Consider the following 17,166-nt stretch of genomic DNA (forward strand, 5'->3'; position numbering starts at 1 on the left):
ATGATACCTCCTAATTTACTGCACCTCTCCGATGCAGACACACATGCCATAAACCTGGTCTATTCCCCCTTGCTTAAGCACTTTAGCGACCTCATCCATTGTTGTTCCAGTTGTGTAAATATCATCAACTAATAGCACTTTTCTAAATTGTACATCATTTTTCGTCAAACTAAAAGCTTTTAACAGATTTTTCTTTCTTTTTAAAGCATTTAACTGTTTCATTGCCTCAGTATCTTTATCTCGTTGCACAATTTCTTCTGCCACCGGAATCCCTGTAACCTGACTTAAAGCCTGGGCAAACACTGCCGCCTGGTTATATCCACGGCGTTTTTCCTTTGGCTTATACATAGGAACGGGAACAATTGCCTCTATCCCCTTTTCGTTAATCCAGTTTCTATAATAATGAAGGGCGTGGGCAGCAAAGGTCATTGCATAGCATCTTCTATTTCCATATTTAAATCGATACATGGCATCCTTCATATCTCCCGCATACTGATAGATTGCCCTGTTTTGAATAAAAGCCCTGGTCGCGCCCTGACAGTCCTTACAATATTCTACCCTGTCATCCGCCAGTGGCGTGCCACATTTCATACAGAACACTGGCCCCACCAGCTTCACTTTTTTACTGCAGGAGGCGCAAAAACCCATTTCTTTTTCTATTTTTAATAAAACTTTGTCACAAGCCACGCATCGTTTTGGATACAATACACCTAACAAGGGGGCTATAATACCTTTTATATGTAAATACATTCAATACTCCTTGAAAAAAATAAATTACTGCATATATAATCAAGATGTTACTGTGAATAGTAACAACAATTAAAAAAAGGAATTTTAATATGAAGAAACGATTTTTAAGTTTGATTTTAATAGCAACCATGGCATTTTCCATGACCGCATGTGGAAAAAAGACTGACTCGCAGCCTGCTAATGAGGTAAAAGATGAATCAGATAATGATTCGTATTGCTATAATATATCAGCACTTTTATCAGAAGACAATACCTATAATCAGGTTTTATTACAGGGCTTTACAGATTGCCTTACAGACTACCTTGGCCAGCAGCATTTCAAAATTTCCACTGCTACTGTTGATGAAGAGAACACCAGTGATATGCTTACAGCCCGTGCTATTTCAAAATCACCAGATATGATTTTCACAGCCGGTAAATCCACTCTTCTTTCTGCTAAATCAGGTACAGATATTATTCCAATCGTTGCCACAGGCATCATCGATTTCAAGGGTACCCTTCGAATCGCCAGCCTTAATGGTAAGTCTTGGGACAAGACTACTGGCACAAATGTTACTGGTGTCAGCAGCAAGCCTAGCATTGTCGATCAGGTTTCACTCATGATTGAGGCCACTAAGGATTTACAGACTGTTGGTATTCTTTTCTCAGCTGAGGATACAGATGCCATTTACCAGAACGAAATCTTCGAAGCATACTTAAACCAGGCAGGTATCCCTTGGAAGGAGTATTTAATCCCTTCTCCTGCGGACACCACTGTCAACAACGAGGACCAGAATTCCACTGCTCTCTCAGCCAGCAAATATGTTGCATTCTCAGCTAAGCAGGGTATGGACAACATGGTTGTGTCTCTTGGAGAGACTGATGAGGATCCAGGTCTTAACTCTACTTCATCTACACGAGTTGCTTTAGTTTCTGAATTCTGGACAGGCGGCAAGGTTCTTCCAGCTACTGAAACAGAAGCTGAGGAAGATGATGCATCTAACGCTACCGAAGAAAAGGCTTCAAAAGATAACAAGACTTCAAAGGCTTCAGAGGATGAGGAGGAAGCTGCTCCTACTCTTGAAGAGCTTATTACAGAAGTTTGCAGTGAGTGTTCTGCCATCTATATTCCTTTCGGCAGCTCGCTTTCAGGCGAGATGGATATTATCGGAGATATTACAACAAAAGCTGGTGTCACTGTAGTTGCTGGTGATACAGAAGTTGGGAAAAATACACTTGTTACACTTTTCCAGGATCCTTACACACTAGGCTATGCCGCAGGTAAGAAGGCTGTTAAGGTGTTTAACGGTGATGAGATTTCTTCTATTAAGATTGGTTCAGGTGATTCTGATGACGCTGTAAAGCTCTACAATGGAGCTATCGCAGAGAAGTTCGAGATGGAATTTCCAAAGTCATTCAAGGAGATTAACGAATTCATTGATACTTATGAGTACGGCAGCACCACAACAAGATATCAGGCTTCGGGGGAAGAATAATTCATGATTTTACATGTAATCAAATCCAACATTTATTCCGGTGCGGAAAATGTTGTATGTAAAATAATCAACGGGCTTTCAGACAAGGAGGAGTTCATTTATATGGCTCCTCACGGCCCTATTGAAGACAAGCTCAAATCTATCGGTCTCTATGATTGCTACTACGGCATCGATAAGCTTGATGTAGCTACTATCAAAGCAGCTGTAGATAAGTTTCATCCTACAGCACTCCACGCTCACGATTTCACCGCCAGCGTTCTTTGCGGCCTTGCTGTAAAGGGCAAGATTCCAGTGATTTCACATCTACACTGCAATCCGCTATGGCTTAAAAATCCATTACATCCAAATACAATTTCATATCTGTTTGCAAGCAGATGGTTCAGCCAGATTATCACTGTTTCAGAGGCTGTTGAGAAGGAATATTGCTATTCTTCTAAATTGAAGTGTCCTGTAAATGTGCTTGGCAATCCATTTTCTGCACAGACTGTTTTGGATGCAGCTGGCGATTCTGATGATGAATTTGTTTCAGATTTGCTTTATGTAGGACGCTTCAATCCAGCCAAGAATCCTCTTGGCGCCATCAAGATTTTCGAAGCCCTTCCTAATAGAGATAATCTCATCTTTAGAATGGTAGGCAACGGAGAGCTTCTCGATGAATGTAAGGAATACGCCGCAAGTCACGGTTTATCCATAAGCTTTGAAGGCTTCCAGGACAACGTTTACAAATACATGAAGAACACTAAGGTTCTTCTGATGCCATCTATCTTCGAAGGCTTCGGGCTAGTAGCTCTTGAATCCATGACCCTCGGCATCCCTGTTGTCTGCTCCGGAGTCGGCGGCCTCCCAGGCATCGTAAACGACACCTGCGGCTACATATGTAACGAAACATCAGAATACGTAGATGCGATTAGCTCGTTACTCTCCGATTCGTCGTTATATAGCTCCAAATCAGAATCTGCGATTATCAAATCCTCAACGTTTGATAACTTATCAAGTTATCTAGAAAACATTTTATCTTTATACAAGAAATTACGATAGGCTAGTAGGTATCAATCTCTAAGTAATACTTAAGCGAGGCTTTCTTCAGCCGAGCGGAGTATTATCTTAGGATTGAGACCGTAACTAGCCTTTTATTATCTAAGGCTTGAGAGCGTAACCAACTTTTTCTATTTCTATATCTAGCGTAATTGTCTGAAAATATTACAGAATCTAGTATGTTTACAGATTTTTATTTGTATGGTATTATGATAGTAGCTATAAGTATCGATATCTATGTCCCGGCTTAGGCAAAGGATTGTCGAAGGTTATTTTATCAAGGAAGAAAGGAGGGACGTCTCATGGCACGCATCGACGCAGCGTACAACTATTTCATGACTACCTATGGCCAAAACATAGGCTCTCGTTATGAATCCCATAAGAAAAGTGAGTTACGCGACACATACAATAAAATAGTGAAAGCCAATAAGGACGCTCCTCTGTACAAGATAAAGGACACAGAGGACATGGGTCAGTTTGCGATTGATATCAAAGAGAACGCTAACTCTATGTCGATGTCTGTTTCTAATCTCTCTTCTGCCGGCGATAGCATCGAAGATATCCTTAACAAGCGAATCGCTTCATCTTCTAATCCAGGTTCAGTCGACGCAAAATTTGTCGGTGACGAATCTACCCCAGCAGATGATTTCACGATAGACGTTAGGTCACTAGCCACTCCACAGGTTAACATGGGCAACTTCCTTCCTGCAGATGGGCATAACTTCGAGGAAGGTCAGTATTCATTTGATTTGGATATTAAGAATCATTCTTATGAATTCCAGTTCAACGTTAATGCTGGCGAGCCTAACCAGTCAGTTCAGCAAAAGATTATCCGTCTGATTAACAGCTCTGATGTTGGATTAAACGCATCACTGATGACCAGCAGCAATGGAGAGAATGCTATACAGATTACATCCAAGGCCACAGGCCTTCCAGAAGGCAACACTACTCTCTTCAATATTTCATCTAATATTTCTTGGAAAGAGCTGAATCTACTTGGTATAGACAGAACTATTCAGGAGCCAGTTAATTCCGACTTTACATTAAACGGTGTTGACCACTCATCTATGTCCAATACCTTCACCGTTAACAAAGCTTATGAGCTCACACTAAAAGCACCTTCCAATGGAGAGGTCACAGTAGGACTTATGAACGATACAGAAGCCCTTACCGATGGTGTCAGCCAGCTGCTTACCAGCTACAACGGAATGATTAACATAGGCTTGAAATACAACGGCATTCATCAGAATCGTACTCTTTTAAATGAGATTTCTTCTATTGCAAAGGGTATGCAAAGCAGCCTTGAGTATGCAGGTATCCACATCGACGAAGTTGGGCACCTCATTCTTAACGAAGCTCAGCTTTCAGAGATTATAAACAGTGAAGACAGAGCTGAAGCCTTCACAGTTCTCAATGAATTAAAAGCAGCCATCAGCAGGGCAGCCTCAAAGGCTTCCATTAATCCGATGGCTTACGTTGATAAAGCTATTGTAGAATATAAGAATCCTGGAAAGAGCCTGTCGGCACCATATGCCACAAGCGCTTACTCAGGAATGTTAATGAACTATGGATTATAAAAAGGGGCGTTCACTTCACATCGGAACGGCCCCTTTTTATTACTTTTATTTTATTGTTTTTATTCTATTGTTAGTTTGCTATAGAGCTGCCCCTTGGCAGCTTCTTTTGTTGCGAATGGTCCTGGAATCACATTTAAGCTGCGATGATTTCCAAGGTAATCACTATCGAATGTGATAGGCGTTCCGTCAGCATTTTCAAATCTCTGTTGAGGTTCAAATGCTTTTCCCAAAACATCTGAAGATATCATTCCAGCGCTGAAGTCGCCCAAAACTTCATAAATATTTGTATCAAGGAAATAGCTTCCATCCTTTTCCACAACATCTACATGCACCTTCTTTGAATCATCAACAAAGAAATTCTTCTCCTTTTTCCAGCTCTTTGCTCCTTCAAAATAAGCGTTTCCATCAATCCATACCGGAAGATGTGAGAAATGATATGGATCATGCTTCATCATGTTAGGATGCTCTTCTTCCATATCAAACTGTGGCAACCATTCATCATACGTAGGATACTCGTCAAAACAATCTGTTCCTACCTTTCTGTTCTCCACATACTTTTTATCTGGCTGTGAATCATTCAAAAGAACAAGGTCATCTGAAGGCCATTTTTGAATGAAAATATTATTGTAAATACGGTCGTCTCCGTGGAGTATAGTCATAAATCCCATAACCTCAGTTCTGTGAGGCATGTGATATGGTGTATATCTCCAGGTAGTGCCATCGCCAACCATGGTAAAAGCGCCAGCACAAAGGTTATGAACCATAGCCACACCCTGGGTTGCAATACGAAGTGATACATCAGATAACAACACGTTGTTATCAATAAGTGTAGGTCCATGGCTGACTTCCACAAATATATCCTGGCAGGTCATGCCACCCTCAAGCTGCTCTGCAAATTCCGGACGTTGATTGTCATGTAGTAGATTCTGAGTGATTCGTGTGCCCTGAGCTTCCCAATCACACCAGATACCCATAGTACAATGATGTATATGATTTCTTCTCATAATAACATCAATTGCCGCATGCATTTTTATTCCAGCAATCTCAGCACCACCAAGCTCCATCATGTTATTAATGTGATGAATATGGTTGTCTTCAATTATAGAAAATACGCCGCCCATACGACCAATTATTCCACCCTGCTCACAATGGTGAATATTGTTTCGACGTATGATGTGGCCACCAATTTTTTCTTTTAACCATCCATAATACTGACCGCGGCAGACAGAATCTCTTTCCATTTGAGTAGGACTCTTCACATGCTTTGTGGTATAGTAATTGCTATTTTCTGGATCAAAGTATCTTCCTACGCAAATTCCTGCACACTTACTTCCCCAAATCTCGCAATCTTCTATTATCCAGCCCTTGCTCCAGTGAGGGCTTATCATACCATCCTGATAAGCAGCAGGTGGTGCCCATGTAGTTGCTGCCTTGTTAATATTAAAGCCGCTGACTGTAATGAAGCCTACGCCCTCCTCCTGAGGCATGAAGCACTCACGTCTCACTGTAATTTCTACATTTTCATTATTAGGATTTGCACCACCAAAATTAGCATAGAATACTGTCTCATCTTTTTCATCGTCCTGTTTTGCAAACCATTTTTTCTTTGAGTTTTCAGGATCCCATGAGCACTCATAAACTTTTGCTTCCAGACATTCCTCCACACTTAATGCCTCGTAAAGTGCCATGTCATTTAACCATACACAGCCTGTGTGCTTGTTTGGTGTAGCAAAATACCAGTCACCATATACTAATGTGGTGTATGGATTATAACCGTTAAAGACACTATTCTTAACTGTTGCTGTCCATACATCACCCTTGTACTGAACCCATCCTGTCAATCTCTCAGCACCTGTAATAATAGCACCCAAAGGTTTTTCACTTTTATATACTATTCTATTATCTTCAGTGCCCGCATTTACAGGGTTTACATACTCTCTGTATGTTCCTGGTGCAACAATTACCTCATCACCAGGCTTTGCTATCTTAGCCGCCTCATTTATCCTGCGAAAAGGCAACTGCTTTGTTCCATTGCCATCGTGTTTTGCATTAGCATCTACATAAATTATCATAAAATTATTTCCCTCTTTCTTATAATGTCATTTATGATCTAGCCCTTAACCGCACCTGCCATCATACCCTTTACAAGCTTGTCCTGGAAAACGATGAACAGGATTATCATAGGTAAAACTGAAAGTGTCAAAACAGCAAGTATGATTGGAATATCCAGCGCATGCTCGCCCTTGAACTGTCCTAAAGCAAGCGGCAATGTCTTGTGGGACGCTGTCTGAAGAAGTGTATTGGCAAAAGCAAATTCATTCCATGTAGCAACACCATTGTATATTGCCAATGTAGATAGTCCCGGCTTTGAAAGAGGCAAAATAATACTGAAGAAATTACGGAAGCGGCCGCATCCATCAATCTCAGCCGACTCCTCCAACTCCTTAGGAATAGTCATCATAAATGCTGTCAAAATAAATACCGACATAGGCAACGCAAATGTAACATATGGTCCAATCAACGAGAATAAATTATCGTAAAGTCCCATATCTGTAGTCAATTTGAATACTGGAATAAGTGTAACGTGCATAGGTACTGACATCAGCGCCACAATACCAGCATAAATAATCCCACGAAAGCGGAACTTCATTCTAGCAAGTGGGTATGCTGCAAATGCTGAAATCAAAAGCATAAGCACCAGTGAAATCGCCACTACAATCACACTTCTAAAAAAGTATCCAAAGAATCCATGGGTTACAACTTCAACGTAGTTTAGAAAGTACCATGGATCAGGAAGATGAAAAACTCCCTGCTGAAGCATATCAAACTGTTTACGGAAGGAATTCAATACCATAAACACAAATGGTGTTAGTGTGAGAACCAACCAAAAACATGCCATTATGATTGCAATTGTCCATGCTATTACTGATTTTCTTTTTTCTTTTTTGTAATCAACTGTCTTAGTCTGCATATCAGTAATCCTCCTTAACTACGAATACCTTTTGGAATAATAGCGCAATGACTGTAATCAAAATAAACATTCCTGCAGCCACGCAAGAACCATAGCCCATATTAAACTGCTGGAATGACAGCTTATACATATAGGTTGCCATCAACTCTGTTGAATTGACAGGACCTCCCTGAGTTAAATTCCAAATCAAATCGAAGTACTTGAGTGAACCAATAAGCGACATTGTGCAAGCTGTCTTAAAGATAGGTCCAAGTAATGGTATTGCAATCAGTCTCACATACTGACCTCTTGTAGCTCCATCGATAATTGCTGCCTCATAAATAGTGGTATCAATATTTCCGTAACCTGCCATAAAATAAACCATATAGAACGGTGTATACTGCCATGCCATTACACCAATTACAGCAAATAGTGCATGTGGCGATCTTCCCAATAAATCTATGGTAACCTTTGTCCCCTTGATAATAGAGGCAAGGGAAGAAAATATACCACCGTTAGTAGCCAGTGCATATGTAAACAAAAACGCTATCGCTACTGAGCTCATAAGATATGGTAAGAACCATATGATTTTGAATGCATTGAACTTCTTACCACCTGCATCCAGGAAGGTTGCAAGCAACATTCCTATAGGAATCTGAAGCATGATGGAAAACACCATAATGATTATGTTATGCTCGAAAGCATCCCAAAAATTCTTATCATGTATCAGCGTTTTCCAATTTTCCAATCCTACAAAGGTACGTGCTGATGAAATTCCGTTCCATTTATAGGCACTAATAACGAAAGTATCAATAATTGGATAAATAAAATAGATTGCGATTAACAAAAATGCAGGAAGAAGGAAAACGCCTGCCGCCACTGCAGTCTTCTTTCTCTTCACATTTGCAAGACTAGTATTACTCTCATTTTTCAAAGCCATATCCTCCTGTATCTAAAAACTGTCTGCCAACTTATGGCTGGCAGACAGTCATTCTCATGCCTGTTTATGTGGCAAGGCATTTTCATTTCTATTGTTCTTCAATAGCTGCTTTCATTGCTGCATCCTGGTCTGCTCCTATTTCAGCGCCATTCTTTTCAAGTCCAAATAGAGCTGACATGCTGTTCTTGTGTACTTCAGTAACTGAAGCTGGAAGATACTGATCATACCAAAGCTGAACATTTGATGCCTGGAAGAATACATCTGTGATTATCTTCATGTTAGGATCTGTAACCTGATTCTCAAATCCTTTGATTGAAGGAGTCTGGAAGCTATCCATCTGCATCTGATTGTATGTATCATCGTTGTAATACTGTGTAGCAAGAACATACATTGCCTCAAGCTTAGCCTGATCACCCTTGCTGTTGAAGTTGAAGCAGTTACCAATAGCTGTACCAATTTCTACATCCTGTGGAACGCCCTTAGCCTTAGCTTCTGAATCTTCTGGGAAGCGGAATACACCGATATTTTCCTGATACCACTCTGCATTATCAGATGACATGCTTCCTGCCATCCATGAACCATGTAACATCATTGCGCAGCTGCCATCATAAAGTAACTGTTTGTCCTGTCCATCATCTGGAGAAAGTGAGTTAACACCATCTGGGAAATATCCCTTCTTTACCCAATCCTGAATCTTATCACTTGCAAAAAGGAATGCCTCTGAACCAAATGAACCTTCCTGTGTATAAGCAGCATCAAACTCATCATTTCCAGAATGACGTGCTACAAGGTACATATAGTACATAGAGCCTGTCCACTTTGCTGAGTTTGCTAAAGCAAATGGAGTAATACCATTTTCTTTAAGCTTTGCACATACATCCTCAAGCTCATCTATAGTTTCTGGAACCTCAAGACCTAAGTCCTTAAAGATTGTCTTGTTATAGAAAATATCGCAACCTGAAAGGCTTCCGAATGGAATTCCAAGAATCTTATCTTTGTACGATCCCTGTGCAATAGCTGCATCAATAAAATCAGGATGATCATATTTGTTGTATAAATCTGTGATATCATCTGCAAAGCCTGACTTATAATACTCAGCCATTGGACCACCGCCCCATGATACGTACATATCAGGACACTGACCGGAACTCATGGCAACAACAAGCTGCTGCTTATAGTTATCATTCTGCTGATGAACCTGCTCAACATGAATATTTGGATAATCCTTCATAAAGCGCGCAACTGCAGCTTCCTGTGTAGGTCTGCCTGGCTCTTCTGTAGCAATATCCCACAATGTAATTGTCATCTCTTCTGTTGTAAGTTCTGGAAGATTCTTTCCATCTGTCTGCTTTCCTGTAGTGGATTCATCTGGACCTGTAGCAGGTACCTCTGCTGAATCAATTGAGGCACTGCTTCCACAACCAACAAGTGTTGTAACAGTTAATACTGCTACAGATAAAACTGCCAAGATTCTGTTTTTCATACAATACCCTCCTCCTTCGACTATAAGTTGTACGTTTTCTGACAGTATTCACGTTCCTGAAACATTGATATGTTTCTCTTAAATATAAATGTATAATGATTATTGCTTTTCCGCCAATAAATAATTGCTACTTACCCTACAAAAATTGCTATTATTGACTAACTATTCTTCTAATGTTCATATATTTTACACACTTCTTCGTCATAATGCTGTCAATTTGTGTTGTTTAACCACTCTATTATGTTATAATGTCTATAATTATCAGGCGAGAATATAGCAATTTTCGTCATTTATTAAGGGAGAGTTTTTACATATGAGAAGTGATTTAGTATTAGCGGCTAGCGCAAAGGAATTGGTACAGCACAAAATAAATACCAATCTACGAATGTTTATAAATCGCTTGCATGCAGATTTTCCGCCTCACTGGCATACAGACATAGAAATCATATGGCCAAAGGATGCTCCATACAAAGTAGTTTGTTCTTCGCAAACCTATAATGTGGATATAGATGATATTCTACTAATCTGTCCTGCTGTGCTTCACGAGATATTTTCGCCGACTCCTGGCTCCAGAGTATATATCCAGGCTGATTTTTCTGGAATTAATTCCCTTAAAGAAATTGAGAAAGCCTTCAATCTGATGGCACCTGCTATTCACATAAAGAAAAGCACCTGCCCTACAGAAATATATGACCAGGTATGTAAATATTTAGAAATGATTATGGAGCTCTATTTCGGTAAAGATCCATCAATTTATACAACTGATAACGAAGAGGATGACAGCGTTATCGCATATACGGAACTAGATCCATATGATGAGTTGGAGATTTACTCCATACTGTTGAAATTAATCTCCTTCTGTGCCAAAAACATTAACCTTTTTAAGGAGACAGATTACGTATCCAACACCACATATAAGAACGCTATCTCCCTCAGTAATGTTTGCACTTATATTTCTGAACACTTCACAGAGAACCTGACTCTTGAAAGTGTCTCTACATATGCAGGCTTTAGCAAATATCATTTTGAACGAATATTTACTGATTATACAGGGACCACCTTTTATCAATACCTGCAACAAATACGGGTAAATTATGCCCAAACTCTTCTGTCAAACCCTGAGCTGTCAATTACAGATATATCCTTCCAATCTGGCTTTGCCAGCAGTACTGCATTTACCCGTGCCTTCAAAAAAAGCACTGGTTACACACCTTCTCAGTTCAGAATGTTTAACGAAACCCAGCATCCACTACCAATTAATTTTTACGAGCAGGGAAAAGGGTATCTAGAATCTCATTAATTCTTGCTTCGTAAGAGCAGTGCGCCTTAACATACTCATATCCAGCTCGGGCAATCTGCTCTCTTTCAGCATCATGGCACAGGTAGTAATCCACTTTTTCAAAAAGGTCTCTTTGATTGTAGTACCATACCATGTGCTTCTCGTTTTCAAAAAACATAGGAAGTTCTGCCTGAAAGTTTGTAATGCAGAAACCTCCTGCCCCCAGAATATCGTATACACGAAGTGGAACTCCACTTTTGATGTTTGGAATTGTCATATTCAGGTTGATTTTGGATTCACGAAATACCTTAGGCATTTCCTCCCAATAGTCCACGCTTCCCCTGTAGTTTACTCTTATTAAATCATGTACATTGGAATTAGTGTAGATGCTTACATCATGGTGCTTTGATAATTCTATTAATATACTTCTTCGCTGCTTTTCAGCAATCTTAAATCCAAGGGTCGTCACAGAAAAAATCAAATTCAAATCTGACAGAGAATCCTCAGACTTTTCAAGCTCGAAATACTGCTGCAACTCCATGAGAATTTCAGGCGTAAGCATTCTGTCTATGATGTTGATTCCCTGCAAATCCTTCTGTGCTTCCATGGTTGCTTCAAAGTATCCCCTAAGGTAATCCGGCAACGTAAACTCCATTTTATCGTAGGAATTTTTCTCATAGAGAGAGCCCACAAAGCTTATCTCATTTTTGTATAAATCAAGGCCTGTAGCATTTGTAAAAAGATAATCCAAGCGCTGCGTATCCACAGCCAGCGGAAGGTGATAGATATGGTCTGCCCCCATTCCTTTGAACTCTTCAACATTAGTTAAATCGAATAAAAAGATTCGGTTAACATCATTGAAAACAGATTTATGGTACATGGAAATCAGCGGATTATCGCAGCTCCAGCATACATAAAGTAAACCCAGTTCCTGACACACATTGGATATCAGTGGAAAGTAATTTACTGTGAAGAAAAATTCATATACGTCTTTACGAATTATGCCTTTTAGCTTTTCTGCAAACTCTTCATCCACATCATAATTGAGGAGGTCCTGATAGACCTCCTCCACTTCATACCCAAACTTTATGAAGGTATACTTTATATCTTTGTAGTTATACGCCTTCCAGCGGTACATTAAAATTTTCATACTTTGCGCCACCAGTTACACTAACAAGCATAATGATTTATACGTGAAGCGTTTCTACTCCATATGTATTCTTAATCGCCATGATAAGCTCTTGGTACGTTGCGACGGCCTCGTCCACCTGCCCTGCTTCATCCAGCTCTGCAATCTGGCGAAGGATAGCATCTTCAAGGTTGTACATTTCCTGGAATTTGACTGGATCTTTGGCTCGCAATGCATCTAGCATCTGCTTTCTACCGTACATGTCCGCAAGCTCACCTATTGCTGCGTTCATAATTGGTCGTCTTCCAATCATATCCTTAATGTATGATAATGCCTTTGGAATGTCCGTACCTTCACACTCGATGAAATCGTTTATATCACATGCCAGCTTGGTTTCCTGTGCCAATGTGAATGAAGGATTTTCTGATGGAAACATTAAATCGTGCACCTTTTGCCACTTTACAGCCAGCTGTGCATATGCTTCCAAAATATCTGTAAGCTGTTTGAAGTTATCCCAGTTTTCTATGCATGATATCTGATACTCCAGGATTCTTACATCCATGTAAAGGTTCATTTCCTTCTCACCTTCTGTTGTCTTGAAGGCATTCTTTATGTTCTGCAGTCCTTCCTCATCAAATTCTCTTGTAGCCTCATCAATCAACTTTTCAAGTAGATTTCTGAAGCCTTCGCTGGAGAAGAATTTATTCAAAACATCTCTGATTTCTTTTTTATATCCAACCTTAGCTGCCTCTGCTATAAGAGTCATGACAAAGCCACGATTAAGTCTGACCACCTTTGCATTCCATGAGATTCTTCTGTAATAATGAACCATAGGGCCATAGTCGCCTTTTCTCAGGCCACAGGTCATAGCATAGCAGTACATCAGGTTCATATTTGTCTCATTGAAGGTATCGTTGGAGAAAATACCGCCCTGAATAAACATAAGTCCTCGGTCATTGCCCACCTTCTCATATACGTCAAAGTAATATTTAATCTCCGCCTCACACTTATCGTTCTCATCTCTGATGAAATATATTTTCGATGCATAGAATGCAATCTTCGCCATAGGAAGCGGATACAGGTTCTTCTTCTCCTGGACTTCCTTATAGAATGCCAACAGCTCATCCAGCATTTCAAGCCTAGCCATAGCAATAACAATGCCACAAGCAAAACTACCGCGGTATTTCTTATCTACCTCATCTGCCGAATCGGCTATCTTGTTATAGGTTTCCGTACAAAGATCTAAAAGCTCTTTGTTATATTTGATAGCCTTATACTCCTGTGCCAGCTGATATGGCCAGCGCAGCTCCTTTGGCTCCTCCTCCATCATCTCAATCAATAGCGGTATATTTCTGAGAGAATGTTTTACATTCTCCTCCTCAGACTCATACACGTATCCAAAATGCCCAGCTCTGGCGTCCATAAACATTGTGTTTCCACAGCCTGGATATATATACTCATGGATTTTTCCTTTGAAGCATACGTCAGGATCCACGCGGCACATTCTCATAACCTCGATGTCCTCGTACTCCTTACCTTCAAAATCCAGATAGTTTCTCTGGAAATACCCTCCCACGTTATAGGAGGTACATCTAGGGTCCTGGAAAAATTCGATGATATACTTTGTATCAAGGAACCACTCGTCATCATCTATATACAAGAACATCTTTCCATTGGCCTGGTCCAACTGGAAATTTCTGGCTGCTGCAAAATCCTTTACCCATGTAAATTCAAAGATTTCATCAGCATATTTTTCAATAATCTTCCTTGTTTCCTTTGAGCATCCAGTATCAACAACCTGAATCTCTGAGTCGATAGCCTCACGAATAGGCATCAAAGATTTAAGGCAGCGCTCTGTTGTATCAGGTCTGCCACAGCATAATAAAGAAATTGTAAGTAATTTGGTTTTAGGCTTGTTGTTCATTTTTTCCACCTCATCACCCTTAAAGTGATAAAGGCTCGTCTTGTGACGAGCCTTACTGTTCATTTATTAGTATGTTCCGATTACTAGTGGTCTGTACATTTCTTCTCCTTCTTCAAGTGGTCCTGCACTGCTTAAGCAGGAATCAATCAATCGATTGATTTCATTGCTAACGATGCGCTTCTCTCCGGGAGCTTCTACCAATCCTCTAAAGTCGTAAATATCAATACTTCTAATTTCTACTATTCTGTTTTCTATCTCACTAATGATGTCGCAAATCTTGTGATCGATTCTAGCTTTTCTGTCCATTACTAAAACTGTATCACTAAGGTTTTCACTTATATCGTAAACCATGTTGCAGTAGTTTTCAAATTTTTCTACGATGTCCGAGTAATCCATGCCCATTGATTCTAAGTACTCACCAAGTACTAATGCTTTCTGCTGGCAGGCGATGAGGACTTTTAAGTCTTCTGCATCATCCCCTGTGCCGCCCTGTGCGAATCTTGTGTTCGCTGTGTAAAGCTCCAAAACCATTGTTAACATCTTGTTTCTTGTGAAATATGCCATAAGCCTTACCTCTTTTCTATCTATAAATCTTTCTTTCCCCCTAAGGCTTCCCCTTGAGGGGAAGCTGTCACCGGAGGTGACTGATGAGGTGTCATTAGAAAGAATTGTTTTCTTAGTTATTTGTCCTTCTTAGTAATTTCCCCACCTCGATGAGGTGGGGAGTGAGATTATGGTATTTGTAAACAGGTGTTACTGTAGGAGATTCATAACACCCTGTGTTGCCTGGTTAGCCTGAGCCAGCATTGACTGTCCTGCCTGCTGTAAGATGTTGTTCTTGCTGTACTCAACCATTGTATCAGCCATATCTGTATCACGGATACGAGACTCTGCAGCTTCTGTGTTCTCAACTACGTTGTCGAGGTTGCGGATTGAGTGCTCTAATCTGTTCTGGATAGCACCAAGTTCTGCTCTCTGAGCTGATACTCTCTGGATTGCATCGGCGATTGCGTCGATTGCGTATGTTGCAGCCTTACCTGTTGCATCTGATACGTTAAGTCCGTTGATACCGATTGACTTTGCGTTCATAGCTTCAAGTGTAACATTAATCTTATTTGTCATGGCTGCGTCTGCACCTACGTGAAGGTTAAGTGTAAGTGCGTTCTGAATATTTACGTAGCCCTTCATAAGTGTGAAGCTGATTGATGTAACCTTAGTAGGTTTTCTATCGCCACCGATAATCTTTGAAATAACTGCCTTCTCCCAAACTGACTCTGCACCACCGCCGTTTTCATTTGCATCATCCATATCTACAAGCTGTGCTGCTCCATCAGTTGCACCAACTGAAGATGCTGCCTTAAGCTCAGTAGCAATCATGTTATATGCTGCTGTAGCCTTGATAAGTGTTACGTTAGCATCGTCGATACCTGTTGCTTTGTTGTATGATGTAGAGAATCTCTGTACTTCATTACCGTTGTATTTAATAACTGAGCCTTCAGTAATGAGCTTGTTGAGATATCCGTTTGTAACCTTTGCATTTGCTACGTCTGTTCCAACTCCATCAGGATTGATTGTGTAGGTCTTTCCATCGATTGAAATTGTATCGCCGGCTGGAATGCTCCATGTACCTGGATCTGTATCTGTAGCGCCTTTCTTATAGTAGCTTTCAAGATGAAGAGCTTTCGCTGCTTCTTCATTTGTTGTAGCGCCGATTGTGTACTGGATACCACCGATTCTATATTTCTCACCAGCTTCGAGGGACTCCATTGTGAATGTAGCCTTTGTTGTATTCTGAATGAGAGTTCCATCAAGACCTGCATCATGAGCGTTGATATACATTCTCTTTAATCCGATATCGCCCTTTAATAAGAATGTCTCGTTGAACTTTGTTGTAGATGCGATACGATCGATTTCCTGTGTAAGCTGATTAATTTCGTTCTGGATATCATCACGATCTGACTCTGAGTTTGTTCCGTTAGCTGCCTGTACTGCTAACTCATTCATTCTCTGGAGCATGTCATGAACTTCTGTGAGGGCACCTTCAGCTGTCTGTACTGAAGAAACACCGTCTGAAGCGTTTGTAGATGCCTGGGTCAAACCACGAATCTGTTTTCTCATCTTCTCAGAAATTGAAAGACCTGCTGCATCATCTGCTGCTCGGTTAATCTTATAACCACTTGAAAGCTTTTCAGTACTCTTTGACTGAGAGTCTGTTGTAATGTTCAATGTTCTTGAAGCATTAGCTGCCTGCATGTTATGTTGTACTACCATAATAATTCCTCCATGAGATTCTGCTAAATCCTTTTAGCATTTAAATCCGTTTTTGCTGATAGCCCAACATCCGTGTCCGGCCCTGGTTATTTAATTTGTTTTCTAATAAGATTCGAATTCGATTTTGTAAGGTTTTTGCTGTTTGCAATTGTTCCTTACACCTTATTTATCGATACCATTGCACAAAACTTTACCCCTATTTTGAAAAAACTTTAAATTGTCTAATAATTCCCACTATATTTACTGTGACACAAAAATACCGCAAAGCCTTGAAAATAAAGGATTTGCGGTATTCGTAAATACGTTAAAAAAAGTAACAAAAAAAGTGCTAAATTTTTATTAAAAAGGGTTAA

At 40.2% G+C, this 17,166-nt stretch carries 13 protein-coding genes; 4 read left to right on the forward strand and 9 right to left on the reverse strand.

Annotated elements, in window-relative coordinates:
• Positions 1-15: 15 nt before the first annotated feature.
• Positions 16-750 (reverse strand): ComF family protein, encoded by a 735-nt coding sequence (locus tag BUA88_RS09385; protein WP_072916653.1) that lies wholly within the window; start codon positions 748-750, stop codon positions 16-18.
• Positions 751-839: 89 nt separating this feature from the next.
• Between BUA88_RS09385 and BUA88_RS09390 the strand changes: the two genes are divergently transcribed.
• From BUA88_RS09390 to BUA88_RS09400, 3 genes are all read left to right on the forward strand, one after another.
• Positions 840-2,225 (forward strand): ABC transporter substrate binding protein, encoded by a 1,386-nt coding sequence (locus tag BUA88_RS09390; RefSeq protein WP_083572467.1) that lies wholly within the window; start codon positions 840-842, stop codon positions 2,223-2,225.
• A 3-nt stretch (positions 2,226-2,228) separates the two neighbouring features.
• Positions 2,229-3,263 (forward strand): glycosyltransferase, encoded by a 1,035-nt coding sequence (locus tag BUA88_RS09395; RefSeq protein WP_072916659.1) that lies wholly within the window; start codon positions 2,229-2,231, stop codon positions 3,261-3,263.
• A gap of 299 nt (positions 3,264-3,562) precedes the next feature.
• Positions 3,563-4,837: a hypothetical protein gene (locus BUA88_RS09400; RefSeq protein WP_072916661.1), complete on the forward strand. Its 1,275-nt coding sequence runs from the start codon at positions 3,563-3,565 to the stop codon at positions 4,835-4,837.
• 59 nt (positions 4,838-4,896) lie between these two features.
• Here the strand turns inward: BUA88_RS09400 and BUA88_RS09405 are convergent, their stop codons facing one another.
• The 4 genes from BUA88_RS09405 to BUA88_RS09420 form a co-directional block, all read right to left on the reverse strand.
• Positions 4,897-6,909, reverse strand: coding sequence for a right-handed parallel beta-helix repeat-containing protein (locus BUA88_RS09405; protein WP_072916665.1), 2,013 nt, complete (start codon positions 6,907-6,909; stop codon positions 4,897-4,899).
• A gap of 38 nt (positions 6,910-6,947) precedes the next feature.
• Complete coding sequence (locus tag BUA88_RS09410; protein ID WP_072916669.1) at positions 6,948-7,808, reverse strand: carbohydrate ABC transporter permease; 861 nt, start codon at positions 7,806-7,808, stop codon at positions 6,948-6,950.
• A 1-nt stretch (position 7,809) separates the two neighbouring features.
• Positions 7,810-8,721, reverse strand: coding sequence for a carbohydrate ABC transporter permease (locus tag BUA88_RS09415; RefSeq protein WP_072916804.1), 912 nt, complete (start codon positions 8,719-8,721; stop codon positions 7,810-7,812).
• Positions 8,722-8,815: 94 nt separating this feature from the next.
• A complete protein-coding gene (locus tag BUA88_RS09420; RefSeq protein WP_072916674.1) occupies positions 8,816-10,210 on the reverse strand; it encodes an extracellular solute-binding protein in 1,395 nt (464 codons plus the stop codon).
• Between the two features lie 313 nt (positions 10,211-10,523).
• On the opposite strand from BUA88_RS09420, the gene BUA88_RS09425 reads away from it, so the two are divergent.
• Positions 10,524-11,510 carry a helix-turn-helix transcriptional regulator gene (locus BUA88_RS09425; RefSeq protein WP_072916678.1) on the forward strand — a complete coding sequence of 329 codons (987 nt, stop codon included), beginning with the start codon at positions 10,524-10,526 and terminating at the stop codon, positions 11,508-11,510.
• Here BUA88_RS09425 and BUA88_RS09430 read toward each other — a convergent pair.
• The 4 genes from BUA88_RS09430 to BUA88_RS09445 form a co-directional block, all read right to left on the reverse strand.
• Positions 11,467-12,639 carry a CgeB family protein gene (locus tag BUA88_RS09430; protein ID WP_072916683.1) on the reverse strand — a complete coding sequence of 391 codons (1,173 nt, stop codon included), beginning with the start codon at positions 12,637-12,639 and terminating at the stop codon, positions 11,467-11,469. The two genes, BUA88_RS09425 and BUA88_RS09430, sit on opposite strands and share 44 nt — an antisense overlap.
• A gap of 37 nt (positions 12,640-12,676) precedes the next feature.
• A complete protein-coding gene (locus BUA88_RS09435) occupies positions 12,677-14,542 on the reverse strand; it encodes a glycosyltransferase (RefSeq protein WP_072916687.1) in 1,866 nt (621 codons plus the stop codon).
• A 66-nt stretch (positions 14,543-14,608) separates the two neighbouring features.
• Positions 14,609-15,106, reverse strand: a complete 498-nt coding sequence (locus tag BUA88_RS09440) for a hypothetical protein (protein WP_072916691.1) — start codon at positions 15,104-15,106, stop codon at positions 14,609-14,611.
• Between the two features lie 189 nt (positions 15,107-15,295).
• A complete protein-coding gene (locus BUA88_RS09445) occupies positions 15,296-16,813 on the reverse strand; it encodes a flagellin N-terminal helical domain-containing protein (protein WP_072916695.1) in 1,518 nt (505 codons plus the stop codon).
• Positions 16,814-17,166 lie beyond the last annotated feature (353 nt).

Origin of the sequence: Pseudobutyrivibrio xylanivorans DSM 14809 (genome assembly GCF_900141825.1) — a bacterium.
Classification (GTDB): Bacteria; Bacillota; Clostridia; order Lachnospirales; family Lachnospiraceae; genus Pseudobutyrivibrio; species Pseudobutyrivibrio xylanivorans.

Coding starts and splice junctions, on each gene's coding strand:
- BUA88_RS09395 (WP_072916659.1), top strand. CDS start 2,229: ATGATTTTACATGTAATCAAATCCAACATTTATTCCGGTGCGGAAAAT.
- BUA88_RS09435 (WP_072916687.1), bottom strand. CDS start 14,542: ATGAACAACAAGCCTAAAACCAAATTACTTACAATTTCTTTATTATGC.
- BUA88_RS09440 (WP_072916691.1), bottom strand. CDS start 15,106: ATGGCATATTTCACAAGAAACAAGATGTTAACAATGGTTTTGGAGCTT.
- BUA88_RS09430 (WP_072916683.1), bottom strand. CDS start 12,639: ATGAAAATTTTAATGTACCGCTGGAAGGCGTATAACTACAAAGATATA.
- BUA88_RS09400 (WP_072916661.1), top strand. CDS start 3,563: ATGGCACGCATCGACGCAGCGTACAACTATTTCATGACTACCTATGGC.
- BUA88_RS09405 (WP_072916665.1), bottom strand. CDS start 6,909: ATGATAATTTATGTAGATGCTAATGCAAAACACGATGGCAATGGAACA.
- BUA88_RS09385 (WP_072916653.1), bottom strand. CDS start 750: ATGTATTTACATATAAAAGGTATTATAGCCCCCTTGTTAGGTGTATTG.
- BUA88_RS09420 (WP_072916674.1), bottom strand. CDS start 10,210: ATGAAAAACAGAATCTTGGCAGTTTTATCTGTAGCAGTATTAACTGTT.
- BUA88_RS09425 (WP_072916678.1), top strand. CDS start 10,524: ATGAGAAGTGATTTAGTATTAGCGGCTAGCGCAAAGGAATTGGTACAG.
- BUA88_RS09445 (WP_072916695.1), bottom strand. CDS start 16,813: ATGGTAGTACAACATAACATGCAGGCAGCTAATGCTTCAAGAACATTG.
- BUA88_RS09410 (WP_072916669.1), bottom strand. CDS start 7,808: ATGCAGACTAAGACAGTTGATTACAAAAAAGAAAAAAGAAAATCAGTA.
- BUA88_RS09390 (WP_083572467.1), top strand. CDS start 840: ATGAAGAAACGATTTTTAAGTTTGATTTTAATAGCAACCATGGCATTT.